Annotated in this window: 18 protein-coding genes, 1 tRNA gene and 1 pseudogene; 8 read left to right on the forward strand and 12 right to left on the reverse strand. The window is 69.6% G+C overall.

Going from position 1 to position 22,797, the window contains the following annotated elements; all coding sequences use genetic code 11:
- Positions 1-300 precede the first annotated feature (300 nt).
- The gene (locus tag ACWD04_RS17320; protein WP_451132704.1) at positions 301-2,076 is read right to left on the reverse strand and encodes an SDR family oxidoreductase; all 1,776 of its coding nucleotides are present in this window, start codon (positions 2,074-2,076) and stop codon (positions 301-303) included.
- Between the two features lie 288 nt (positions 2,077-2,364).
- Between ACWD04_RS17320 and ACWD04_RS17325 the strand changes: the two genes are divergently transcribed.
- The 6 genes and pseudogenes from ACWD04_RS17325 (at position 2,365) to ACWD04_RS17350 (ending at position 7,216) form a co-directional block, all read left to right on the forward strand.
- Positions 2,365-3,339 (forward strand): ABC transporter ATP-binding protein, encoded by a 975-nt coding sequence (locus ACWD04_RS17325; RefSeq protein WP_451132787.1) that lies wholly within the window; start codon positions 2,365-2,367, stop codon positions 3,337-3,339.
- Positions 3,329-4,237, forward strand: a complete 909-nt coding sequence (locus tag ACWD04_RS17330) for an ABC transporter permease (RefSeq protein WP_451132706.1) — start codon at positions 3,329-3,331, stop codon at positions 4,235-4,237. The genes ACWD04_RS17325 and ACWD04_RS17330 overlap by 11 nt, the downstream gene beginning before the upstream one ends.
- Positions 4,234-5,145: an ABC transporter ATP-binding protein gene (locus tag ACWD04_RS17335; RefSeq protein WP_451132708.1), complete on the forward strand. Its 912-nt coding sequence runs from the start codon at positions 4,234-4,236 to the stop codon at positions 5,143-5,145. Before ACWD04_RS17330 ends, ACWD04_RS17335 begins: the two co-directional genes overlap by 4 nt.
- A 30-nt stretch (positions 5,146-5,175) precedes the next feature.
- Positions 5,176-5,895: an ABC transporter permease gene (locus ACWD04_RS17340; RefSeq protein ID WP_451132710.1), complete on the forward strand. Its 720-nt coding sequence runs from the start codon at positions 5,176-5,178 to the stop codon at positions 5,893-5,895.
- 285 nt (positions 5,896-6,180) lie between these two features.
- Positions 6,181-6,870: pseudogene (locus ACWD04_RS17345) on the forward strand (hypothetical protein).
- Between the two features lie 259 nt (positions 6,871-7,129).
- Positions 7,130-7,216 (forward strand) — tRNA-Ser (locus ACWD04_RS17350).
- Between the two features lie 24 nt (positions 7,217-7,240).
- Here the strand turns inward: ACWD04_RS17350 and ACWD04_RS17355 are convergent.
- The 9 genes from ACWD04_RS17355 to ACWD04_RS17395 form a co-directional block, all read right to left on the reverse strand.
- A complete protein-coding gene (locus ACWD04_RS17355; RefSeq protein ID WP_451132789.1) occupies positions 7,241-8,056 on the reverse strand; it encodes an HAD family hydrolase in 816 nt (271 codons plus the stop codon).
- Between the two features lie 8 nt (positions 8,057-8,064).
- Entirely contained in the window at positions 8,065-9,342 is a 1,278-nt protein-coding gene (serS, locus tag ACWD04_RS17360) for a serine--tRNA ligase (RefSeq protein WP_451132712.1), read from the reverse strand.
- 606 nt (positions 9,343-9,948) lie between these two features.
- Positions 9,949-10,884: a prephenate dehydratase gene (pheA, locus tag ACWD04_RS17365; protein ID WP_451132714.1), complete on the reverse strand. Its 936-nt coding sequence runs from the start codon at positions 10,882-10,884 to the stop codon at positions 9,949-9,951.
- A 39-nt stretch (positions 10,885-10,923) separates the two neighbouring features.
- Positions 10,924-12,237, reverse strand: coding sequence for an iron uptake transporter deferrochelatase/peroxidase subunit (efeB, locus tag ACWD04_RS17370; protein WP_451132716.1), 1,314 nt, complete (start codon positions 12,235-12,237; stop codon positions 10,924-10,926).
- Between the two features lie 5 nt (positions 12,238-12,242).
- On the reverse strand, positions 12,243-14,180 hold the full coding sequence (locus ACWD04_RS17375) for a copper resistance CopC/CopD family protein (RefSeq protein WP_451132718.1): 1,938 nt from the start codon (positions 14,178-14,180) through the stop codon (positions 12,243-12,245).
- A gap of 14 nt (positions 14,181-14,194) precedes the next feature.
- Positions 14,195-14,641 carry a copper chaperone PCu(A)C gene (locus tag ACWD04_RS17380; RefSeq protein ID WP_451132720.1) on the reverse strand — a complete coding sequence of 149 codons (447 nt, stop codon included), beginning with the start codon at positions 14,639-14,641 and terminating at the stop codon, positions 14,195-14,197.
- Complete coding sequence (locus ACWD04_RS17385; protein ID WP_451132791.1) at positions 14,638-15,294, reverse strand: SCO family protein; 657 nt, start codon at positions 15,292-15,294, stop codon at positions 14,638-14,640. Before ACWD04_RS17385 ends, ACWD04_RS17380 begins: the two co-directional genes overlap by 4 nt.
- Before the next feature lie 49 nt (positions 15,295-15,343).
- On the reverse strand, positions 15,344-16,075 hold the full coding sequence (locus tag ACWD04_RS17390; RefSeq protein WP_451132722.1) for a YcnI family copper-binding membrane protein: 732 nt from the start codon (positions 16,073-16,075) through the stop codon (positions 15,344-15,346).
- Between the two features lie 104 nt (positions 16,076-16,179).
- The gene (locus ACWD04_RS17395; RefSeq protein ID WP_451132724.1) at positions 16,180-17,001 is read right to left on the reverse strand and encodes a hypothetical protein; all 822 of its coding nucleotides are present in this window, start codon (positions 16,999-17,001) and stop codon (positions 16,180-16,182) included.
- A gap of 260 nt (positions 17,002-17,261) precedes the next feature.
- Between ACWD04_RS17395 and ACWD04_RS17400 the strand changes: the two genes are divergently transcribed.
- A complete protein-coding gene (locus tag ACWD04_RS17400) occupies positions 17,262-17,852 on the forward strand; it encodes an ATP-binding protein (RefSeq protein WP_451132726.1) in 591 nt (196 codons plus the stop codon).
- A 49-nt stretch (positions 17,853-17,901) separates the two neighbouring features.
- Here the strand turns inward: ACWD04_RS17400 and ACWD04_RS17405 are convergent, their stop codons facing one another.
- Together ACWD04_RS17405 and ACWD04_RS17410 are read right to left on the reverse strand one after the other, a co-directional pair.
- Positions 17,902-19,365: an aminopeptidase P family protein gene (locus ACWD04_RS17405; RefSeq protein ID WP_451132728.1), complete on the reverse strand. Its 1,464-nt coding sequence runs from the start codon at positions 19,363-19,365 to the stop codon at positions 17,902-17,904.
- A gap of 108 nt (positions 19,366-19,473) precedes the next feature.
- On the reverse strand, positions 19,474-20,844 hold the full coding sequence (locus ACWD04_RS17410; RefSeq protein ID WP_451132730.1) for a PP2C family protein-serine/threonine phosphatase: 1,371 nt from the start codon (positions 20,842-20,844) through the stop codon (positions 19,474-19,476).
- A 643-nt stretch (positions 20,845-21,487) separates the two neighbouring features.
- Between ACWD04_RS17410 and ACWD04_RS17415 the strand changes: the two genes are divergently transcribed.
- The gene (locus ACWD04_RS17415) at positions 21,488-22,156 is read left to right on the forward strand and encodes a bifunctional DNA primase/polymerase (RefSeq protein WP_451132732.1); all 669 of its coding nucleotides are present in this window, start codon (positions 21,488-21,490) and stop codon (positions 22,154-22,156) included.
- Positions 22,157-22,797: the final 641 nt, after the last annotated feature.

A 22,797-nucleotide genomic window follows, 5' to 3' on the forward strand; every position in this document is an offset into this window, starting at 1 on the left:
ACTTACGGCTGTCATCAGGTTTGATCCACAGCCAACTCGGTTTATCCACAGGCTTTTTGTCGACGCTGTGGACAAGTGTCGGGCCGCAAGCGACATGTGCGCAACTTGCTCGGCGCCGCGCCTGTGTGGAGCCCAGGGCAACGCGAGTGCTCAACTGCAGTGGGCAGGAGGGCGTAACGCGAAGTGGTCCTGGTCGCAGAGAAGTCGTCGCACGCGAACGCCGAAGCATGCCGACCGGGGTCCTGGGCGGAGCGGAGGCGGTGTCATGCACGAGCATCTACTCCCGTGCGGTGTCCAAGCTCACAGGGGCGGCTTCAGCCGAGCGACCCGGCGGCGTATCCGAGGACTGAGCCGGGTCAGCAGACGTGCGCCGTGGGCCTCGGGCGTCACCGGAACCACGGCCCGGTTGTGCGCCACAGCGTCGAGGATCGCATGAGCGACCTTCTGCGCGGGGTAGTCGCGCAGCGAGTACAGCCGAGCCGTCCGCTTCCGCAGACGCTCCTCCTCCGCGTCGTCTACGCCGGCGAAGTGTGCGGTACCGGTGATGTCCGTGTTGATGAAACCAGGGCATATGGCGCTGACCCCGATCGACCGCTCGGCCAGCTCCGCGCGCAGACATTCGCTGAGCATCAGCACCGCCGCCTTGGAGGTGCTGTACGCGGACAGCACACGTGACGGCTGATGGGCCGCTGCCGAGGCGACGTTGACGATGTGGCCGCCCTGGCCTCGGTCGGCCATCTGTCTGCCGAAGATCCGGCATCCGTGGACGACTCCCCACAGATTGACGTCGAGGACCTTCCGCCAGTCCTCGCTCGTCGTCTCGAGGAAGGAACCCGACAGGCCGATACCGGCGTTGTTCACCAGGACGTCCACGACGCCGTGTCCGGAGATGACCTTCTCCGCGAGCTCCTCCATCGCCTGCTCGTCCCCGACATCCACCACTTCACCCCACGCGGCGGGTGCGCCGACGAGCCGAGCCGTCTCCGCCGTACGGGCGACGCCTTCCGCGTCCCGGTCCACGGCCACCACCCGCGCTCCCGATTCCGCGAACGCCAGGGCTGTGGCGCGCCCGATGCCCGAAGCCGCCCCGGTCACCAGGACCAGCTGGCCGCCGAACCGCTCCGTATGGGCGCCCCTGGCCGCCGTGCCGGCCTCGGCGGGAAGGTCCTGGCCGCCGCCGGTCTCCACACCGTCGGCGAATTCGCTGATCCAGGCGGACAGCTGATCCGGCCTGGTGCGCGGGACCCAGTGCTTCGCCGGCAGGGTGCGGCGCCGCAACCGGGGGACCCACGAGTGCAGTGCGTCGTAGAGCGACGGTGAGAGGAAGGCGTCGCCGGTCGGGGTGATCAGCTGCACCGGTACATGGGCGTACGCGTCCGGGCGCGGCCGACGCAGGCGCGACCGGATGTTGTCCCGGTAGAGCCAGGCGCCGTGCGCCGCGTCCTGCGGGAGCGATGCCGTCGGATACCCGTCCGCCGGCACCTTCTCCATGTGCTGCAGAATCCGCGGCCACTGCCTGCCGAGCGCCCCGCGCCACGCCATCTCGGGCAGAACCGGCGTGTGCAGCGCGTAGACGTACCAGGACTTGGCGCCCTGGCCGAGCAGCTCCCCCACGCGGCGCGGACTCGGGTGGGACATCCGCTGCTTGATCCAGTGCCCGAAGTGGTCGAGGGACGGGCCGGACATCGATGTGAACGAGGCGATACGGCCCTTGGTCCGCTCCACCGTCGCGAACTCCCAGGACTGGACCGAGCCCCAGTCGTGGCCGACGACATGGACCGGACGGTCCGGGCTCACGGCGTCCACGACGGCCAGGAAGTCGTCCGTCAGCTTCTCCAGAGTGAAGCCACCGCGCAGCGGCTCGGGAGCCGTCGACCTGCCGTGCCCCCGCACGTCGTAGAACACCACATGCCACCGCTCCGCCAGTCGTTCCGCGACCCGGGACCAGACCTCCTTGCTGTCCGGATACCCGTGCACCAGCACGATCGTCGGCCGTGACGGATCGCCCGACTCGGCCACGCACAGCTCGATCCCGCCCGTACGCACCCAGCGCTCACGCGCGCCTCGCAGATCCACGCCGCCTCCTCGATACGTGCCGGCGTTGCGGTACGCGTCCGTCACGTGACACCGCTGAATGTGGCAACCGACGTGCGGTGGCGTCAAGGGATGCCCCGAACCTGTGGACAGCGCGGGGACGGCCCGGACCGTGATGTCCACCCTCGAGGGGTCCCCCCTACGGGTCCGTACGCCTGGAGTCGGACGCCGATACAGCCGTCTGGTCTGACGACTCCTGTGGTGCGCGCCGCTACCTTCGAAGACGTGACTGTGATCGCAACCGAAAGCCTGAGCAAGCGGTTCCCGAGGGTGACCGCGCTTGACCGGCTCTCCTTGGACATCGGACCGGGCGTAACCGGCCTGGTGGGTTCCAACGGGGCCGGCAAGTCCACGCTGATCAAGATCCTGCTGGGTCTGTCCCCCGCCACCGAAGGCCGGGCCGCGGTGCTCGGGCTCGACGTCGCCACCGAGGGCGCCGCCATCCGGGAGCGGGTCGGATACATGCCCGAGCACGACTGCCTGCCTCCCGATGTCTCGGCCACCGAGTTCGTCGTACACATGGCGCGGATGTCCGGGCTGCCGCCCACCGCGGCGCGCGAACGCACCGCGGACACCCTGCGCCATGTCGGGCTGTACGAGGAGCGCTACCGCCCCATCGGCGGCTACTCGACCGGTATGAAGCAGCGGGTGAAGCTGGCCCAGGCGCTGGTCCACGATCCGAAGCTGGTCCTTCTCGACGAGCCGACCAACGGCCTCGACCCCGTGGGCCGGGACGAGATGCTCGGCCTGATCCGCCGTGTCCACACCGACTTCGGCATCTCGGTGCTGGTCACCTCGCACCTCCTCGGAGAGCTCGAGCGGACCTGCGACCACGTCGTCGTCATCGACGGCGGCGCGCTGCTGCGCTCCAGCTCCACCAGAGACTTCACCCGTACCACCACGACGCTGGCGGTCGAGGTCACCGACAGCGACACCCACCCGGACGGCACCGACGCGCTGCGCCAGACCCTCACCGGGGCGGGGGTCAAGCTCATCGGGCACGACGGACTCGACGCCGAAGGGCTGCCGGGAGCCGGCCACATCCTCCTGGTGGAGGCCACGGGCGAGGAGACGTACGACGTGGTCCGCGACAGTGTCGCCCACCTCGGACTGGGTCTCATCCGGATGGAACAGCGGCGCCATCACATCGCCGAGGTCTTCCGCACCGAAGAGGCACCGCGGGCGGCCGTGGCCGCGACAGCGGGTGCCGGACAGCAGAAGGGAAGCGGTCGCGATGAGCACTGAGACCGGGACCGCGGCCGGGAGCGACACCTCCCGGATCCACAACATCGGATACCGCTCCTACGACGGAGCACGCCTGGGCCGGCCCTACGCCCGACGCTCGCTGTACTCGCAGTCCCTGCGAGGTTCGTTCGGGCTGGGCAGGTCCGCCAAGTCCAAGGTGCTGCCGATGCTGCTGTGCGGGGTGATGTGTCTGGTGGCGCTGATCCTTGTCGCGGTCGCCATCGCCGCGCCCGGTATGACGAAGCTCCCCATCGACTACACGGACTTCGCGATCTATCTGCAGGCCGTGATCGGGCTCTTCATCGCCTCCCAGGCACCACAGTCCGTGTCCAGGGACCTTCGCTTCAAGAGCGTGCCGTTGTACTTCTCGCGGCCGATCGAGCGTGTCGACTACGTAGTCGCCAAGTTCGCCGCGATGGCGTCGGCCCTGCTGATCCTCACCGGGCTGCCCCTCGTCATCCTCTATGTGGGTGCGCTGCTGGCCGAGTTCGACTTCGCCGATCAGACCAAGGGCTTCGGACAGGGGATGGTCTCGGTGGCGCTGCTCTCGGTGCTGTTCGCCGGGCTCGGACTGGTGGTGGCCGCACTGACACCGCGCCGGGGCTTCGGAGTCGCCGCCGTGATCGCCGTGATGACCATCACCTACGGCGCGGTCTCCACCGTCCAGGCGATCGCCTGGCAGACGGACTCGGCCGATGCCATCACCTGGCTGGGACTGTTCTCGCCCATCACGCTGATCGACGGAGTGCAGACCGCGTTCCTCGGCGCCTCTTCCGCCTTCCCCGGTGGTGAGGGACCCGGAGCCGCCGCCGGTGTGGTCTATCTGATCGTTGTTCTCGCGCTCGTCGCCTGCTCGTACGCCGTATTGATGCGCCGCTACCGGAGGGTCGGGCTGTGACCACCATCGAGATCGACCACACCTCCCGCTGGTTCGGCAACGTGGTCGCCGTCAACGACGTCAGCATGACCGTGGGCCCGGGAGTCACCGGGCTGCTCGGTCCCAACGGCGCCGGGAAGTCCACTCTGATCAACATGATGGCCGGTTTCCTCGAGCCGTCGACCGGCAAGGTGACGCTCGACGGCACACCGATCTGGCGCAACGAGGCCGTCTACGAGGCGATCGGCATCGTGCCGGAGCGGGAGGGCATGTACGACTTCCTGACCGGCCGTGAATTCGTCGTCGCCAACGCCGAGCTGCACGGACTGGGCGACGCGGCCGCGCACAAGGCACTGGCCACCGTCGAGATGGAGTACGCGCAGGACCGCAAGATCTCGACGTACAGCAAGGGCATGCGCCAGCGTGTGAAGATGGCGTCCGCGCTGGTCCACGACCCGTCGGTGCTGCTCCTCGACGAGCCGTTCAACGGCATGGACCCGCGGCAGCGGATGCAGCTCATGGAGCTGCTGCGCAGGATGGGCGCGGAGGGCCGCACAGTGCTCTTCTCCTCCCACATCCTCGAGGAGGTCGAGCAGCTCGCCTCGCACATCGAGGTGATCGTTGCGGGCCGCCACGCCGCGTCCGGCGACTTCCGGAAGATCCGCCGGCTGATGACGGACCGGCCGCACCGCTATCTCGTCCGGTCCAGCGACGACCGGGCCCTCGCCGCCGCGCTCATCGCGGACCCTTCGACGGCGGGGATCGACGTCGATGTGGCGGAAGGCGCCCTGCGTATCCAGGCGGTCGACTTCGGGCGGTTCACGACGCTGCTGCCGAGGGTCGCGCGCGAACACGGCATCCGGCTGCTTACCGTCTCCCCGTCCGACGAGTCCCTCGAATCGGTCTTTTCCTATCTCGTAGCGGCCTGAGTAGTGGCCTGAAAGGAGCTGTGAAGCGTCATGTACGACCCCACAGTCGCCCGGCTCACCTACCGGGCCCTGCTCGGCCGGCGCCGGGCCGCCATCCTGTTCGTCCTGCCGGTCCTCCTGGTGGCCATCGCCGTGGCGGTGCGGACGTTCGCCGGGGCCGATGACGGCGTCGCGTCCAGCGTGCTGGGCGGTTTCGCCATCGCCACCATGGTGCCGCTCATCGGCGTCATCGCGGGGACCGGTGCCATCGGGCCGGAGATCGACGACGGTTCGATCGTCTACCTGCTGGCCAAGCCGGTGAAGCGGCCCACGATCATCTTCACCAAGCTGATCGTCGCCGTGGCCGTGACGATGCTCTTCTCCGCGCTGCCGACGTTCGTCGCGGGCCTGATCCTCAACGGCAACGGCGGACAGATCGCCGTGGCCTACACGATCGCGGCGCTGGTCGCCTCGATCGCGTACAGCGCACTGTTCCTGCTGCTGGGCACGGTCAGCCGGCACGCGGTGGTCTTCGGCCTGGTGTACGCGCTGGTGTGGGAGGCGCTCTTCGGCAGTCTGGTCCCGGGGGCCAGGACGCTCAGTGTGCAGCAGTGGGCCCTCGCGGTGGCCGAGAAGGTCGCCGGGCAGGGCCTGGTCACCTCGGACGTCGGCCTGCCGCTCGCGACCGTCCTGCTGGTCGGCGTCACGGTCATGGCCACGTGGTACGCGGGTCAGAAGCTGCGGGTACTGAAGCTCGCCGGCGAGGAGTGAGACCGGGCGCCGTGCACCCTGCAACCCCCGCCCACCGGGCGGGGGTTGTTCCGTGTGCGGCGAGCGGATCGCGTGACTGTACGGTTGTCGGCTCGTTGTACTGGGTGCGTGGAGGCAACTGGAATCTGTGGCGTCGAGCTTTCGTGAAGTCGGGGAATGCCGGCTGCGGTGGGGCAGTGCCCACCCGGCCGGTCATCGAGAGAGTGGCAACCGTGAGCGACCTCCGCCCTCGCAGCCCGGGGACAGGGCTGTCCCTGCCGTTCCCACGCACGAAAAGGCACACGCATGCCCACGGAAGTCGCCCTGCTCGAATCCCAAGCCCTCCGGGCCGAGCAGATGGGCGCGTCGAAGTCCTCGACAAGGTCGAGGGCCTTGTCATGCTTCCTGATGGAATTCACCTTCGCACAGAGGAGGTGGCTCGTTACTTGGAGTATCCACAGAGGCCATCAAGAAGCTGACACAACGCCACCGCATCGAGGTGGAGGGGAACGGCCTCAGGCTTCTGCGTGGCGCTGAGCTGCGCATTTTCCGGAGGGACACGATGTCCCTATGGGGTGGGGAGGAGCCGGAGAGTTATCCACAGGCTGCCACCCGGCTCACGCTCCACACCCGCCGCACCGTGCTCAACGTCGCCATGCTTCTTCGCGACAGCGACATTGCCCGCAGCATCCGGACCCATCTGCTCGGCGCCGAGGATGACCTCAGGACGTTTATGTCTCTCTCGACCGGCGCGTCACCCGCATCGAGGGCTGTCTCGCCGGTGTGGGAAACGCGCTCCAGGAGCTCGGCCCCGTGCTCGGCCGGATGTCGCAACGGCTGGGTTCCCTCGACAGGAAGCTCGATGTCACCCATCAGATCGTCGGCGCCGTCAGCCTCCGGCTCACCGACGTCTCGCGGGACGTCATCCGGCTCGATGCCCGCATGGGCGACCTCGCTCACCGGCTGAGGGATCTGGGCCGCCGCGAGAACGGCTGACGTCCCGACGGGGACCACCGGAGAATAATGATTGGTCCCCGGACGGCCGCCTGGGGCACAGTGAAGGGGACGGCGCGGAAGAACGGCGCCCGTGAGGACCGGGAGAGGAGCGCGGCGATGACCAGGAGTCCGAGTCCGTCGTGTTCCCGAAAGGGTGGTCCGCGGCCGGCACCGCGGTAGCTTCATCAGCTGCCCGCGGCAGCCGCCCGTAGCAGGACCCCCGGGTGGCCCTCCGCGCTTCGCGCGCGGCCACCCCCCCGGAGGATTGGCCGAGTGGTAAGGCAGCGGCTTGCTAAGCCGTCGTCGGGGCGCGATCCCCGCGCGCGTTCGATCCGCGCATCCTCCGCCGGAGCTCGAAGAACAGGTGCGCCTACGCGCGCGTGGCCGTCCGGAGCAACTCCTCCAGAACCACCGCGATGCCGTCGTGCTCGTTCGACGCGGTGATCTCGTGTGCCACGGCCTTCAGGTCGTCGTGCGCGTTGGCCATGGCGACGCCGTGCTGCGCCCAGCCGAACATGGGGATGTCGTTCGGCATGTCGCCGAAGGCCAGCGTGTCCGCCGCCTTGAGCCCCAGTCGGCGTGCGGCCAGCGAGAGGCCGGTCGCCTTGCTCAGCCCGAGCGGCAGGATCTCCACGACGCCCGGGCCCGCCATGACGACGTTCACCAGGCTGCCGACGGCCTGTCGCGCGGCCTGCGCCAGGGCGTCGTCGTCGAGCTCCGGGTGCTGGATGTAGACCTTGTTCAGCGGAGCGGTCCACATCTCGGCGGGGTCGTGCATGTAGACGGCGGGCAGCGGCCCCTCCTGAACCCGGTAACCGGGTCCGACCAGCACCTCGCCCTCGAGCCCGTCACGGCTCGCCGCCAGTGCGAGCGGACCGACCTCCGCCTCGATCTTGGACAGCGCGAGCCCGGCGAGCTGCCGGTCCAGGGTGAGGGAGGTCAGCAGCTTGTGCTCCCCGGCGTGGTAGACCTGCGCACCCTGCCCGCACACCGCGAGACCCTGGTAACCCAGGTCGTCCAGGATGTGCCGGGTCCACGGCACCGCCCGCCCGGTGACGACGATGTGCGCCGCGCCGGCCGCGGTGACCGCGGCCAGCGCCTCACGGGTGCGCTCGGAGACCGTGTGGTCGTCGCGGAGCAGCGTGCCGTCGAGGTCGGTTGCGACGAGCTTGTAGGGGAAGGTCACGGAGAGGCTCACTTGGAGACCGGCTCCAGAACCTCGCGCCCGCCCAGGTACGGCCGCAGCACCTCGGGCACCCGTACGGAACCGTCGGCCAGCTGGTGGTTCTCCAGGATGGCCACGATCGTGCGCGGTACGGCGCAGAGCGTGCCGTTGAGCGTGGCGAGCGGCTGGACCTTCTTCCCGTCGCGCATACGCACGGAGAGCCGGCGCGCCTGGAAGCCGTCGCAGTTCGATGCGGACGTCAGCTCGCGGTACTTGCCCTGGGTCGGGATCCACGCCTCGCAGTCGAACTTCCGGGAGGCCGAGGAACCCAGGTCACCGGTGGCGACATCGATCACCTGGAAGGGCAGCTCGAGGGCGGTGAGCCACTGCTTCTCCCAGTCCAGGAGCCTGCGGTGCTCGGCCTCGGCGTCCGCCGGGTCGACGTACGAGAACATCTCGACCTTGTCGAACTGGTGGACGCGGAAGATGCCCCGGGTGTCCTTGCCGTACGTACCGGCTTCGCGGCGGAAGCACGGCGAGAAGCCCGCGTACCGCAGCGGCAGCTTGTCGGCGTCGAGGATCTCGTCCATGTGGTACGCCGCGAGGGGAACCTCGGACGTGCCGACGAGGTAGTAGTCGTCCTTCTCGAGGTGGTACACGTTCTCCGCGGCCTGGCCGAGGAAGCCCGTGCCCTCCATGGCGCGCGGACGGACCAGCGCGGGGGTCAGCATGGGGACGAAGCCGGCCTCGGTGGCCTGCGCGATCGCCGCGTTGACCAGAGCCAGCTCGAGCAGCGCGCCGACGCCTGTCAGGTAGTAGAAGCGCGACCCGGACACCTTGGCGCCGCGCTCCATGTCGATGGCGCCGAGCGCCTCGCCGAGCTCCAGGTGGTCCTTGGGCTCGAAGCCCTCCGCGCCGAAGTCACGGATCGTGCCGTGGGTCTCCAGGACGACGAAGTCTTCCTCGCCACCGACCGGAACGTCCTCGTGGACGATGTTGCCGAGCAGCAGGAGCAGCCGCTTGGCCTCGGCATCGGCCTCGTCCTGTGCGGTGTCGGCCGCCTTGACCTCGGCCTTCAGCTGCTCGGCCTTCTTGAGGAGCTCGGCGCGCTCCTCGGGGGTGGCCTTGGGGATCAGCTTCCCGAGCGACTTCTGCTCGGAGCGGAGTTCGTCGAAGCGGACGCCGGACGACCTGCGCAGCTCGTCGGCGGAGAGCAGGGCGTCGACGAGCGCGACGTCCTCTCCACGGGCGCGCTGGGAGGCGCGAACACGGTCGGGGTCCTCACGGAGCAGGCGAAGGTCAATCACCCCTCAAGGCTACCGGTGCGGGGATCCACCTCTCGAACCGATATTGACGAGCGTGACCCTGTGCCTGAAATGTCGGAAACGGTAATTCTGTGGAGAATCGCAGATCAACTGGAGGGCGGAGGGCGGAGAGGGGAGATGTGAGCAAACGGGACTTATTACCTCGAAAAGGGAGGAAGTGCCCCTGCTGTGTGGTGCATCGCCGGTACGCCGGCGGGGAGTTGGGTGCGCGGAAGTGGGTGCGTTGTCCACAGGGCGCCGCTCATTCCGTTAGTTATCCACAGGCTGTGAAGAAGATCTGTGGATGCCGGAAAGATCATTCCGAAAGCGTCATGACGGGACGGGGATTGGCACCTCAAACCCGACTCGTGCACTCATTCGGGTGGGTATTCCTCGCCCCGATGAGGTGATCAACGGAATTCGAGGGACACGGGGGGAGCTGTGACCCCATGGGGGATCCAGGGGTACTGGTGTGATGTGTCGGCCATGCCGCATTGCGGTGTCGACTTGTCCCCAGGCCGAAGAGGTGTCCTGTGGATAACTTTGCGTGGAAGGGCAATGCGCGGTCAGGGCCGCAGAGTATGGCACCCGGCCCGTCCTCCGCCGGCTTCAGACCCGGCCGTCCTGGCTGCGCGCCAGCCAGTCGGACGCCTCGGTGAAGTCCGTGTCCGACGTCCCGATCCGCAGCTCGCTCACCTCTTCGGGTGTCACTCCCGCACGCGGATACGAACCCAGGAACCGTACATGAGGGCAGATTCGCTTCAGCCCCATCAGCGCCTCACCGACGCGGCGGTCCGCGATGTGCCCTTCCGCGTCCACGGCGAAGCAGTAGTTTCCGATGCCCTCCCCGGTGGGCCGGGACTGGATCAGCATCAGGTTGACCCCTCGGACGGCGAATTCCTGGAGCAGTTCGAGGAGGGCCCCCGGCCGGTCGGCACCGAGCCAGATGACCACGGAGGTCTTGTCGGCTCCCGTGGGCGCGGACGGCCTGGCCGGGCGCCCCACCAGCACGAAGCGGGTCTGGGCGTTCTCCGCGTCGTGGATCTCGGTCACCAGCGGTTCCAGCCCGTAGGTGGCGGCGGCGAACTCACCTGCGAAGGCGGCGTCGTAGCGCCCTTCCTGGACCAGCCGGGCAGCGTCCGCGTTCGAGGCCGAGGACTCCCACACCGCGTCGGGCAGATGGGCCGCCATCCAGTTGCGCACCTGAGGCTGCGCGGCGGGGTGGGCGCTGACGGTCTTGATGTCGGACAGCTTCGTCCCTGGACGCACCAGCAACGCGAACGTGATGGAGAGCAGCACTTCGCGGTAGATCATCAGCGGAGAGCCCGTGGTCAGCTCGTCGAGGGTCGCGCTGATCCCGCCCTCCACGGAGTTCTCGATGGGTACGAGTGCTGCCGCGGCCTCCCCGCCGCGCACCGCGTCCAGAGCGGCCGGCACCGAGACCATCGGGACGAGTTCGCGGGTGGCGGCTTCGGGGAGCGTGCGGAGGGCCACCTCGGTGAAGGTGCCCTCGGGACCGAGATAGGCGTAGCGCGTGGCTGACATACGGTCACCCTAGTGGGCCGAGGGACGGGGCCGGTCGCCTCACGCCTCCAGCAGCCCCTGCCCCACGTACCCCCCGGCCGCAGCACCCCCGGGTACGGCGAAGAGGCCGCTCGCCTCGTGCCGGATGAACGGCGAGAGCGCGTCACCGCGGTCGAGTTTGCGTTGGACCGGGATGAAGCCCTTGAACGGATCGGCCTGCCAGCAGATGAAGAGCAGCCCGGCGTCCGGGGAGCCGTCGTCCGAGATGCCGTCGTGGTACGAGAACGGGCGGCGGAGCATCGCGGCACCCCCGTTCTTCTCGGGGGAGGAGATCCGGGCGTGGGCGTTGTCAGGGATCAGCAGTCTGCCGTCCGGCCCCACCTCGTCCAGGTTCATCTCGGTGTCCTCCGATCCGCCGCTGAGCGGGGCGCCGTCCGCCTTGCGCCGTCCGATGACCTGTTCCTGGCGCTTGACCGTGAGTTCTTCCCAGTCGTCCAGGAGCATCCTGATCCGCCGGACCACGGCGTACGAGCCGCCTGCCATCCAGGCGTACGCCGATGAGTCGCCGGACGGTACGAAGATGCGCTCCTCGAAGTCGCTCTCGGCAGGTTTCGGGTTGTTGGTGCCGTCGACCTGACCCATCAGATTGCGTGTGGTCATCGGCCGGCCGGTGGCGCCCGGGGTGCGGTTGAAGCCGTTCATCTGCCACCGCACCCGGGCCGTCGAGCCGGCCTCCTTCTGTAGGGCGCGCAGCGCGTGAAAGGCGACGAGCGCGTCGTCGGCGCCGATCTGGACCCAGAGGTCGCCGTCGGACCGGTTGGTGTCGAGGTGGTCGGAGGAGAAGGCCGGCAGCGGGTCCAGGGCGGCCGGCCGGTGGTCGGCCAGGCCGGTGCGGGTGAAGAAGGTCCGCCCGAATCCGAAGGTGACGGTCAGGGAGGACGGCCCGGCGTCCAGGGCCACCCCGGTGTCGTGCCCCCGGCTGTCCGACGGCTCACCGGCCATCAGCCGTTCCGCCACGGCCGACCAGCGGCGCATCAGGGCGGCTGCCTCCCTGCGCCCCGCGCCGGGCGTCAGATCGAAGGCGACCAGGTGTCCGCGGGCCTGAAGCGGAGTGGTGATCCCCGCCTGATGTTTCCCGTGAAACATTGCCTCGGTCGAACCGACCGCGGTCAGCGGCGTCGGAGTATCCCCACGCGCCGCCGCATAGCCGCCCGCACCGCCCGCCGCTCCCAGGACAAGGCCTGCCGCCCCGGCTGCTCCCGCGCTGCCGATCAGCCGCCTTCGGGAGACGACGCTCACGCCACCGGGACCGGATCCGTCGGGGCGGGCGGCGGGGGTGCCGTTCTCACCGGGGTCGTTCTTCTTCCTGCTCACCCTGCTCAGCCGATCTTCACGTTCTCGTCGATGGTTGTCTGGTCGATGTCCGACGTACGCACCGTCACGGCGACCTTCCAGTCGCCCGCCATCGGGATCTGCACACCGCCCGCCGTCCAGTGCCCCTCGGTGAGGCGGTCGGGGACGACCGGCAGCGGGCCGATGTCCTTGGACTCCAGCGTGAAGGCGATCTTCACCTCGGGGACGTCCATCGGACGCTCGTCGGGCCCGTCGATCCAGAGGTGCACGGTGTTCGAGCCGGTTCCGCCGGGCGAGATGTCCAGGCGCGCCGTCCCCTTGCCGTTCCGGCCGCCGGTGTCGAAGGGCAGGCTCAGATTCACCTGCCCGCCGGTCACCGGCGCGGTCGCCGTGCTGCTGCCGCGGGCAGCCTCCTCCTCGGTGCGGCCGGGCTCGGTTGACGTCAGGATCGTCGTGACGACGAGCAGCACCACGGCGATGCCCGTCTCGACCAGCACGGAACGCCGCAGCCCGGAGCGGTCCGGATCGGCGTCACGGGCGCGCTTCTCTTTGGTCGCCGTCAGCGCGGCGCGCTGACGGGAGAGCTGGGCGGCGCGCTCCGGGGCCAGTTCCTCCTCGGAGGCGGCCGCCGGATCAGGTGATTCCACGGGTTCCACCGAAGCGGCCTGAGCGGCGTCATCGGCGGACACGGAATCGGTGTGCCCGTTCAGCCGCCCCGTCCAGCGGCGGGATATCCACGCGACCCCGACGAGCAGGGCGACGAGCGCCACTTTGACGAGCAGCAGCTGTCCGTACCGGGTACCGGTCAGCGCCGACCACGAACCGACCTGACGCCAGGACTGGTAGAGCCCCGTCGCGGCGAGGACGAGCACACTGGCGAACGCCACGCGCGAGAACCGCCGTACCGCGCCGCTCGGGATGTCCGGAGTCCGGTACAGAGCGACCAGCAGCGCGGTGAGTCCGCCCAGCCAGCCCGCGACGGCGAGCAGGTGGAGCACGTCGACCGGCATGGCGATGCCGGGCTGGATCCCCGTCGAGGCGTGCTCGGCCAGGGCCCACGTACCAGCGATCCCCACGGCGATGACTGCTCCGCCCGTCGCGAGTCCGAAGGTGAGGTCCTGCTTCTCCTTCTCGTCCTCGCGCTTGGCGTACGCCCCGAAGAGGACGGCGATGAAGAGCGCGGAGGCGCCCAGGAGCAGTAGCCGGGAGACCAGCGCGGCTCCCGGCTTGGTGTCGAGCACGGATTGCAGGCCGTCGAGATCGAAGGCGTCCGCGAGCCTGCCGGATCCGGTGTACGGGTTGCGCAGGAGCAGCATGGCCAGGGTGGCCGCGGTGAGCGTGATCCAGCCGCGTACGACGAGCCGCTGCAGCGGCCGCGCGCCCGCCCCGCGCTGCCAGCAGGCGAGCACGAAGGCCGACCCGCCCGCGAGCAGGATGAAGCCGGCGTACGCGGCGTAGCGTGCGATGCCGTAGAGCGCACCCACGAGGCCGCCGCCGGCGCCGTCCGACGGCAGTGCCACGGTGGTCTCCGAGGGGGCACCGACGGAGAAGGTGAAGGCTCCGGAGACCGGGTGGCTGTCCGCGGACACGGCCTGCCAGGCCACGGTGTAGGTGCCGTCGGGCAGACCGCTGTGGAGCTGGACGCCGTACCGCACCGCGCCGCCGCTCGTCAGATCACGGGGAGCGCCGTTGTCGGCCCGCTTACCGCTGGGGTCCAGGACCCGGATCGAGTCGTCGCCCATGGCGATCTGCTCGGAGAAGGTGAGGGTGACGTCCTTGGGGGCCGTGGCGACCACCGCCCCGTCCTGCGGGTCGCTCCCCGTGAGAGCGGCGTGCGCGTACGCGGGGCTCGCACCGGCCAGCGCCAGGCCGAACAGCGAGCTGATCAGCGCGGCGAGGAGCGCGACCGAGGCGAGCGGCCGTCGTGTCGGGGAGGGCCCGAAGCGCGGGGCGGTGGCTGTCATGGGGCGTCAGTACCTCACTGCTTCTTCGGGCTGTAGGTGGTCTCCTTCACGGGAATGGCGACCCTGATGGGGTCGGCCTTCTCGAAGTGCAGTTTCACGGAGACCGTTTCTCCCCGCCTGGGCTGCTGCTTCAGTTCCGTGAACATGATGTGGTTGCCGCCGCGTTCGAGATCGAGCTCGCCGCCGGCGGGCACCTCGAACGACGTGACCTCCCGCATCGTCTGGTTCTTCGTCTCGTGGATGGAGACGTGGTCCGAGAGTGAGCTGGTCACCGAGGTGAGCCGGTCGGCGGCGTCGCCGCTGTTCTTCACGAGGAGGAAACCGGCCGCCATGTCGCTGACGGGCTGTGGCATGAAGGCCCCGGTCACCTCGAGCCGCGGCACGGTGTCCGAGGAACAGGCCGTCAGCGTCAGCCCGGTGGTGAGGGCCAGGACGCCGGCGAGGGCTGTGCGGCGGTTCACGGGGTCTCCCCCTTGACGAGCTCCGGGAGATCCTCGGTGTAGTTCTCGGCCGTGGTGTCCTCGCTGTAGAGCACGTACCCCTTGTCGGTCTTCGGGGAGAACGCGATGACCTGGGCGCCGTGCATCGAGACGACCGTGCCGTCCTTCTCCTTCTTCGGCGGGTCGATGCCGATGCCGATCTGGCGTGCTCCGGCCTGGATGGCCGGGAAGTCACCGGTGAGGCCGGTGAAGTCGGGATCCTGGGCCTTGAGCCAGCTGCCCAGGGACTCCGGGGTGTCCCGTTCGGGGTCCGTCGTGACGAAGACGACCTGAAGCTTGTCCTGGTCGGCCTTGGGCAGCGCGCGCTTGGCGACGGCGATGTTGCTCATGGTCAACGGGCAGACGTCGGGGCAGTTGGTGTAGCCGAAGTAGATGAGAGTCGGCTTGCCCTTGGTCTGCTCGCGCAGGTCGTACTTCTTGCCGTGCGTGTCGGTGAGGACGAGGTCGGGCTTGGTGAACGGCTGGTCGAGCACGGTCGCGGGCTTGGACTCGGTCTCGGAGGAGACCTCGGCGACGGAATTGTCCGCCGAGTCTCCGCCGCTGCCGCAGGCCGACAGGGTCAGTGCGGCCACGGCGGCGAACGCCGCGGCCAGCACCGTCTTCTTGCTGTGCATGGAGAGCAGATTCCTGATCTGTGTCATACGGATGGGTGAGTCGGCGGAATCAGGCGCTGCGTCGACGACCGGCGAGGACGCCGAACGCCACCCCCGCGACGCCGACGACGATTCCGACGATGCCGAGCACGCGGGCGGTGCCGTCGGTACTCGACGAGGACGCGTCGTCCGAGGACGCCGTCGTTTCCTCGGCCTGCTGGGTCTCGCCGCTCTTGTCATCCGCGGCGGCACCGTGGGCGTCGGCCGCCGGGGCGGTCAGGGCGAGGACGGGAGCCGGGCTCTCGGGCTCCTCGCCGCCCTCGGTGGGCTCCTCGATCCAGCGGACGACTTCCTTGTTGCTGTACGTCTGGAGCGCCTTGAAGACGAGCTGGTCGGCGTCCTCGGGCAGCTGCCCGACCGAGAGCGGGAACTGCTGGAAGAAGCCGGGCTCGATACCGTCGCCGTCCGCGGTCCAGGTGACCTTGGAGACCGCTTCGTTGATCTTCTTGCCGTGCACCTCGAGCGGCTCGGCCAGCTTGCTCTTGGTGACGTCGATCTTCCAGCCGGCCACCGGCTGCGGGCTGACGGACGCCAGCGGGTGGTCGGTCGGGAAATTGATCTCGAGCTTGACGGTGGAGGCGTTGTCGCGCTCGTTGGGGACCTTGAAGTTGACGGTGGCGTAGCCGCCCTTGGCGGCCTCGCCCTGCGGCTGCACGCTGACGTGCGCGGAGGCCGTACCGGCGAGCAGCAGGACGGTGGACGCGGCGACGCCGCCGGCGAGGGCGATACGGGAAACGTTCATGGCAGGGGACACTCCACAGGAGTCGGGAATGGGCGGTCCGGCGCGCGTCGGCGCGACGGCATCACGACCACCTCTTCACCTGGAATCCCGGCGGAGGGGTCGTGTCAGGCTGCGTGTACGTATACGGGCGGCGGCCCGCGCCTGATGACCATGTGCTGCAGAGGGTCCCCGGTGGCCGGCGCGGGGGCGTCGACGGCGTTGCGGAGGGGGCGCGGCCCGGTGGTGGGCCGCCCCGGAAGTCCCGCACGCAGCGCGCGTACGAGAGCCATCGCCGCCCGCAGCGCGCGCAGCCTGGCCCCGGCCGCGAGCTGTCGGCCGCCCTGCGCGGAAAGCCTGGCCAGCCGGCAGAGCGCGATCTCACCGCGGCGTAGCAGCCAGCCGGTGACGAGTGCGGCGAGCAGATGCCCCAGGAACATGGGCAGGCCGGGCAAGCCGGACATCACTGTGGCCAGGAACGTCGGGTCGGCCGCGGAAGCGACGTCCGTGCCGGACGCCACATGCGTGTGCCCCTGGGCCACGGCCGCGGGGTCCAGGCCCGCCGTGGTCACGATGCGGTGGGCCTCATCGGCGCTCAGCTGCGCCGGTCCGGCACCGCACACCAGCCCTGCGGCGAAGCGGATCAGCGAGTCGTCCCCGGACCCCTGCGTGGCAGCCGGCATGTGCCGGCCGAACCCGAAAAGGACGTGCAGGGCAAGCTGCCCGGTCGCCAGGGCGGCGGTGATGGACAGAAGGGTCCGCTCCCGTCCGGCGAGCGCCGCCGCGACGGCGAAGACCCCGGCGAAGCCGGCCAGCAGACTCCACCCGGACACACCCACGCCCGCGGCGAGGCTGTGTCCGGCCGCGGCGAGCACGACGCAGACCGCGGTGAACACCGCGGTCCTCAAAAGCCGCATACCGGCTTCGGCGCGTGCGACAGGCATAGACATGGCCGGGTCATCATCCCACTGAGTACCCGGGCCGCGTACGGCAGGTCCGGAAGGTCGGCATCCGTCCCCATCAGGGAGTGATCAGGGGGTGTTGCACCTGTTCATGACTGATCCGGGGCCACGATCCCGGGCCCGCTTACACCGGTGAACGGAATATCCGCATCCGCCGAATGAGCGCTGTCACAGCCGATCCGTGCTTACGAACTACTCATCGCGGCAATACGTATCGGTATGTCGAGCCGCAGCCAGGAGGCTGGAGCATGAGCATCTGGTGGTCACTCCATTTGCGGCGCGAAGCCGCGAGCGTTCCGCTCGCGCGTCGTTTTCTGCTCGGCACCATGGAGACCGCGGGGGTGGATCCGGATATCTCCTACGACCTCTCGGTCGCACTCAGCGAAGCCTGTGCGAATGCCGTCGAACACGGCGGTGACCGACGGGACGTCGGTGAGGCCGGAGACGTGGTCACCACCTCCGCCGGTGGCGGGCAGCCCGGGAAGGCCTGCGGGCAGCACTACCGGGTCACCGCGTATCTGGACGGCGAGAAGTGCCGTATCGAAGTCGCCGACTCGGGCCCCGGGTTTCCCCCCCGGCGCATGCGCCGCACCGCCGCACAGCTGTCCGCCGGGTATCCGGCGGTTCCGCAGACGTCCGCCGTTCACCAGGCGGCCGGTCCTTCGCACGCGTGCACCGCGGTGCGCCCCCCGGCCACGGCCGAGAGCGGCCGCGGACTCTGCCTGATCGAGGAGCTCGCCGATCACGTCCACTTCGGCAACCGGCCGGGGCGCGGCGCGGTGGTGAGCTTCGACAAGGTCCTGAAATGGCGGGAGGGCGCGCTGCTCATGGTGTCCTGAGCGGCGCGCCCTCCGGCACACGGGACGCGACCGCCCCGCGTCGGCCGTGTCAGCCCTTGAGGCCGGCCATCCAGGCCTCGACCTCGTCGGAGCGGCGGGGCAGCGTGGCGGACAGGTTCCGGTTGCCGTCCTCGGTCACGAGGATGTCGTCCTCGATCCGGACGCCGATCCCCCGGTACTCCTCGGGCACGGTCAGGTCGTCGGCCTGGAAGTACAGTCCGGGCTCGACCGTCAGGCAGACCCCGGGCTCAAGGGTGCCGTCGACGTAGGACTCCGTGCGCGCGACGGCGCAGTCGTGGACGTCCATGCCGAGCATGTGGCCGGTACCGTGCAGCGTCCAGCGGCGCTGGAGGCCCAGCTCCAGAACCCTCTCCACGGACAGGTCGCCCAGCAGGCCCCACTCGACCAGCTTCTCGGCGAGTACCCGCTGAGCCGCGTCGTGGAAGTCGCGGAAGGCGGCGCCGGGCTTCACGGCCGCGATGCCCGCCTCCTGGGCCTCGTACACCGCGTCGTAGATCTTCCTCTGCAGCGGTGAGAACGTGCCGTTGATGGGCAGCGTCCGCGTTACGTCGGCGGTGTAGAGCTCGTTGGTCTCCACGCCCGCGTCGAGCAGCAGGAGCTCGCCGGAGCGGACCGCGCCGTCGTTGCGGACCCAGTGCAGCGTGGTGGCGTGCGGGCCGGCCGCGCAGATCGAGCCGTAGCCGATGTCGTTGCCGTCGACGCGGGCGCGCAGGAAGAAGGTGCCCTCGATGTAGCGCTCGCTCGTGGCCTCGGCCTTGTCGAGGACCTTCACGACGTCCTCGAAGCCGCGCGCCGTGGCGTCGCAGGCCTTCTGCAGCTCCGCGACCTCGAAGGCGTCCTTGACCAGGCGGGCCTCGGAGAGGAAGACGCGCAGTTCTTCGTCGTGTTCGGCGGTGACCTTGTCGGTGAGGGCGGCTTCGATGCCAGCGTCGTGTCCGCGGACGTTGCGCACCGGGCCGGTGGCCTCGGCCAGCGCGGCCACGAGCTCCCGGACGTCCTTCGCCGGGATGCCGAGCAGTTGCTCGGCCTCGGTGAGGGAGTTGCGGCGGCCGACCCAGAGCTCGCCTTGGCCGTCGAGCCAGAACTCGCCGTTCGCGCGGTCGGAGCGGGGCAGGAGGTAGACCGTCGCCTCGTGCCCGCCGTCAACCGGCTCCAGCACCAGGACGCTGTCCTGGGTCAGGTCGCCGGTGAGGTACGCGTACTCGGTGGAGGCGCGGAAGGCGTACTCGGTGTCATTGGAGCGGGTCTTCAGGCTGCCCGCGGGAATGACGAGCCGCTCGCCGGGGAAGCGCGCGGAGAGAGCGGCGCGGCGGGCGGCGGTGTAGGAGGCCTGGGCGATCGGCTCCAGACCGTGCAGCTCGGTGTCGGCCCAGCCGGACTGCATGTTCTCGGCGAGCTCATCGGAAATGCCCGAGTACAGGCCGTTCTTCCGCTGCTTGATCGGCTCTGCTTCTGCTGTTTCCGGGATCTCCGGGGCGAGCTCCTCAGACACGTTATGTCCTCCTTTGTACGACACTGGACCCCCTCCATCGTACGGGCGTACGGAAGGGGCCCACGTGCCGGAAGACCTTTTGCCGCCCGGAGGCCGCTGCTGCGGCCCTCAGTCGAAGCGCGCGGCCAGCAGGGCGACGTCCTGCGTGCCGTCGCCCTGCTCCGCACCGGCCGGCAGGACGGCCCGCAGGACGTGGTCCGCGACGGCGCCAGGGTCCTGGCGCAGGACTTTCGGCACACCGGCCGCAGCCGAATGCAGCCGGGCGAACGCCTGGTCCATGGTGTCTCCCGTGCGGCGCAGCAGTCCGCCGGTGTACAGCAGCAGGGTCTCGCCGGGCCGGACCGTGACCTCCATGCTCGGCGCCTCCCAGCAGGAAAGCATGCCCAGCGGCGCGGAGAGGGTCGTCTCCACGAATGCGGTGCGCCGGTCGCCGGTCACCAGCGGTGGGGTGTGCCCGGCGCCGGCAAGCACGAACCTGCGCCGGCCGGGTTCGCAGTACGCGTACAGAGCGGTCGCCGCGGAGGCCGGTTCGGTCAGCCGCAGCAGCAGTTCGAGGTCGGAGAGCACGGCGACGGGGTCCTCGCCCTCCAACACGGCGTAGGCCCGCAGACCGGCGCGGAGCCGGCCTGTGGCTGCCATGGCGGCCGGCCCGGAGCGGCCGACCGAGCCGACGGCCAGGCCGAGGGCGTCGTCCGGCAGGCTCAGTGCGTCGTACCAGTCGCCGCCGCCCTCGGGTGCGGCCCGGCGGCGGGCGGCCAGCCGCACTCCGGGGACCCGGGGGAGCCTGCTGGGGAGGAGTTCCTCGGCGATGACGGCGGCATCGGCCCTGGCGCGTTCCAGTTCGAGCAGGCGGGCCAGATGCTCGGCGGCGTAGCGGGCGTACACCTCGACGAGATGGCACTGGCGTTCCAGCGGATGGGCCGGTTCGTCATACAGCCAGACGGCCGCACCGAGCCGGCCGGCGGTTTCGGTGGCGAGGGGCTGTGCGTAGCTCGCGGCGTACCCGAGCCGGGCGGCGACCTCGCGGCAGTGGGGATCGAGGCCGGTGTCGCCGAGGATGTCGGGGCTGGCCCGGGGGCCGTCGGTATCCGGCAGGCCGTCGAGGAAACGGCCGTATGCGGTGGCGCTGCGGGGCACCGTCTCGATGTTTCCCAGCTCGGCGTGGGCGAGGCCCAGCCCGATCGTGCGGGACGGCCCGCGGCCGTCGGCGGGTTCGAGGATGAGGAGCCCCCGGCCGGCTCCCACCAGGGTCGCCCCGGCACCCAGGAGTTCAGGAAGGGCGCTGTCCAGGGTGCTGGTTCCCGCCAGCCGTTCGGTGAGTTCGTGCAGGGTCGTGAGATCGGAGACCCAGCCGGCCAGCCGGTCCTGGATGAAGGCTCCCGGCGAGGAGAGGGCACCTTCCGTGGGCGCGGCAGTGTGCGTTGAAACGGGAACCATGGGATCGATTCCAGCCACTTTCGGAAGGTGAGGGGCGCTCATGGCAGTCGGCTTTCCGACCGGTGCTCTGTGTCGAATAGCATCGCAAACCCCCATGTCGTTCTGCGTCGCTATCGGTGCAACCGCATGTGCACGCCCCCACATTTACACGCACAAGTAAGCTGATGTCCAGCATTGTCCTTACAGTATTTATGGTGTCCGTGCGACAGTTAACTTGGCCGAAAAATGCACCCCCAGGCGTTTTTTTGCGGTCGACTGGGTGCGCTCGAACAGGGGGCGCCCTCGGGGTGAAATGCCGGAGGGAGCGTCATCCCGGGCATGCTGGGTACGTAATCGTGGACGGCCAGGGGTGGTAGGACCGCCCCGGAACCCGACAACGAGCCCGGGCGTCCTCACATATGACGGCCGCCCGTCCACCCCGAGTGGCGGGGTTGCACAAGGTCGGCACGCGCGGTGCGCACGCCGACCGCGCGATGATTTGACTGGACTCGGCTCGGTTTCGACTCGGCTCGGCTCCATTCTGTTCGGTTCCACTCTGCTCGGCTCAGCTCACGCTCGGCACCGACTGTCCGTCCGTACCGCAGATGCGATGAGCAAGCGCGCACAGCGAAGAGACGCACACGTGCTGTAACGGACACGTGGTGCGATGTGGACCTCGGCGTTCAACGGAAAGGAACGAGCGCTCATGCGCGAGATCCTCGGAAGGCGACGCAGGCACCGGCCCCGGCGCAAGGGAAGTTCCGCCCAGCTCGACGCGGCGCTGATCTGTGCCACCGTCCGGAAGTGGCCCGTGCTCCCCGGAGCAGGGCTGGCGACGGGAGCCGTACGCGGCTGCGCCTGTCCCGACCCCGAGTGCGCCGTACCCGGCGCACACCCCTTCGACCCCGGTCTCCTCGCGGCGACCACTGACCCGCGCATGGTGCGCTGGTGGTGGACCAATCGGCCCACCGCCCCCGTCGTCCTGGCAACCGGCGGCCCGGCACCCTGCGCGCTGAGTCTGCCGGCCGTCGCCGGCGCGCGGGCGCTGACCGCGCTCGACGGCATGGGGGTACGGCTCGGCCCCGTGGTGGCGACCCCCACCCGGTGGTCCCTGCTGGTCGCCCCCTACACCTTGGAACGGCTCGGCGAACTGCTGCATGCCAAGGACCGGGTGCCCAGCTCCCTGCGATTCCACGGAGAGGGCGGCTATCTCATCCTGCCTCCGTCCGAGGTGGGTACGGGACAGGTGCGCTGGGAGCGCGAACCGGCGGCCGGGGACGCCGCGCCGTGGCTCCCGGATGTGGAGTCGGTCCTGGACGCGCTCGTCGAGGCGAGCAACGGTGCTCCGGACGGCGGCAGTCGGCTCGCGTACTGATCGGCCGGCGATTCACCGACGCGGGAACTGCGGGCGGCTCACTCGTTCAGGGTGTGAGGCCGCCCGGGTCCCGCGGGATCAGACGGGGTCGCTCCTCGGCAGGCGTCATCGTGGCCTCGCGAAAGCCTGTGGACACAGGCTTTCGGGCAGCCCTTAGCGGATGGCGCGAACGCTGCGCGCGGCACTGCGGGTGTGCATGATTCCCGGATGCCCGAGGCGTGCGTTCCCCGGTGCTGTGGGCTCATTCACGGCGCCCGGCGGGTATCCCGGACTTTCCGTCCGAAAGCGAACGCCCGGTACGGCCGGACGGCCGGTGCGTGCCGCTCCGGCGCGGAGGAGCGGAACCGATTTCGTGCAGGGTTGCCGGGGTGCGGACCTGGGGCGGGACGGGTGCCCGAGGCCGGGAGGCAGGTGCGGGGCCGGGCAGGGTGCGCGCAGGCTGCCGAGCAACGAGTGATCCGGCGTGCGCCCTGGCCGTCAGGGCCCGGAAACGAGGATGTCCGGCCGCTGGCGACGGGGGATGCACCAGCGACCGGACTTCCAGAACCGTAACAAGAGATCTGCCGTTAGCAAATTCGATCTCGCCTATTCGGACACCGATTTACCTACGGGTACGGGGAGTTGTGACGGGAGTCACCGCC

Source organism: Streptomyces sp. NPDC002911 (assembly GCF_053591835.1).

Coding starts and splice junctions, on each gene's coding strand:
- ACWD04_RS17410 (WP_451132730.1), bottom strand. CDS start 20,844: ATGAGCGCCCCTCACCTTCCGAAAGTGGCTGGAATCGATCCCATGGTT.
- ACWD04_RS17330 (WP_451132706.1), top strand. CDS start 3,329: ATGAGCACTGAGACCGGGACCGCGGCCGGGAGCGACACCTCCCGGATC.
- ACWD04_RS17385 (WP_451132791.1), bottom strand. CDS start 15,294: ATGCACAGCAAGAAGACGGTGCTGGCCGCGGCGTTCGCCGCCGTGGCC.
- ACWD04_RS17340 (WP_451132710.1), top strand. CDS start 5,176: ATGTACGACCCCACAGTCGCCCGGCTCACCTACCGGGCCCTGCTCGGC.
- ACWD04_RS17390 (WP_451132722.1), bottom strand. CDS start 16,075: ATGAACGTTTCCCGTATCGCCCTCGCCGGCGGCGTCGCCGCGTCCACC.
- ACWD04_RS17400 (WP_451132726.1), top strand. CDS start 17,262: ATGAGCATCTGGTGGTCACTCCATTTGCGGCGCGAAGCCGCGAGCGTT.
- ACWD04_RS17415 (WP_451132732.1), top strand. CDS start 21,488: ATGCGCGAGATCCTCGGAAGGCGACGCAGGCACCGGCCCCGGCGCAAG.
- ACWD04_RS17395 (WP_451132724.1), bottom strand. CDS start 17,001: ATGTCTATGCCTGTCGCACGCGCCGAAGCCGGTATGCGGCTTTTGAGG.
- ACWD04_RS17375 (WP_451132718.1), bottom strand. CDS start 14,180: ATGACAGCCACCGCCCCGCGCTTCGGGCCCTCCCCGACACGACGGCCG.
- pheA (WP_451132714.1), bottom strand. CDS start 10,884: ATGTCAGCCACGCGCTACGCCTATCTCGGTCCCGAGGGCACCTTCACC.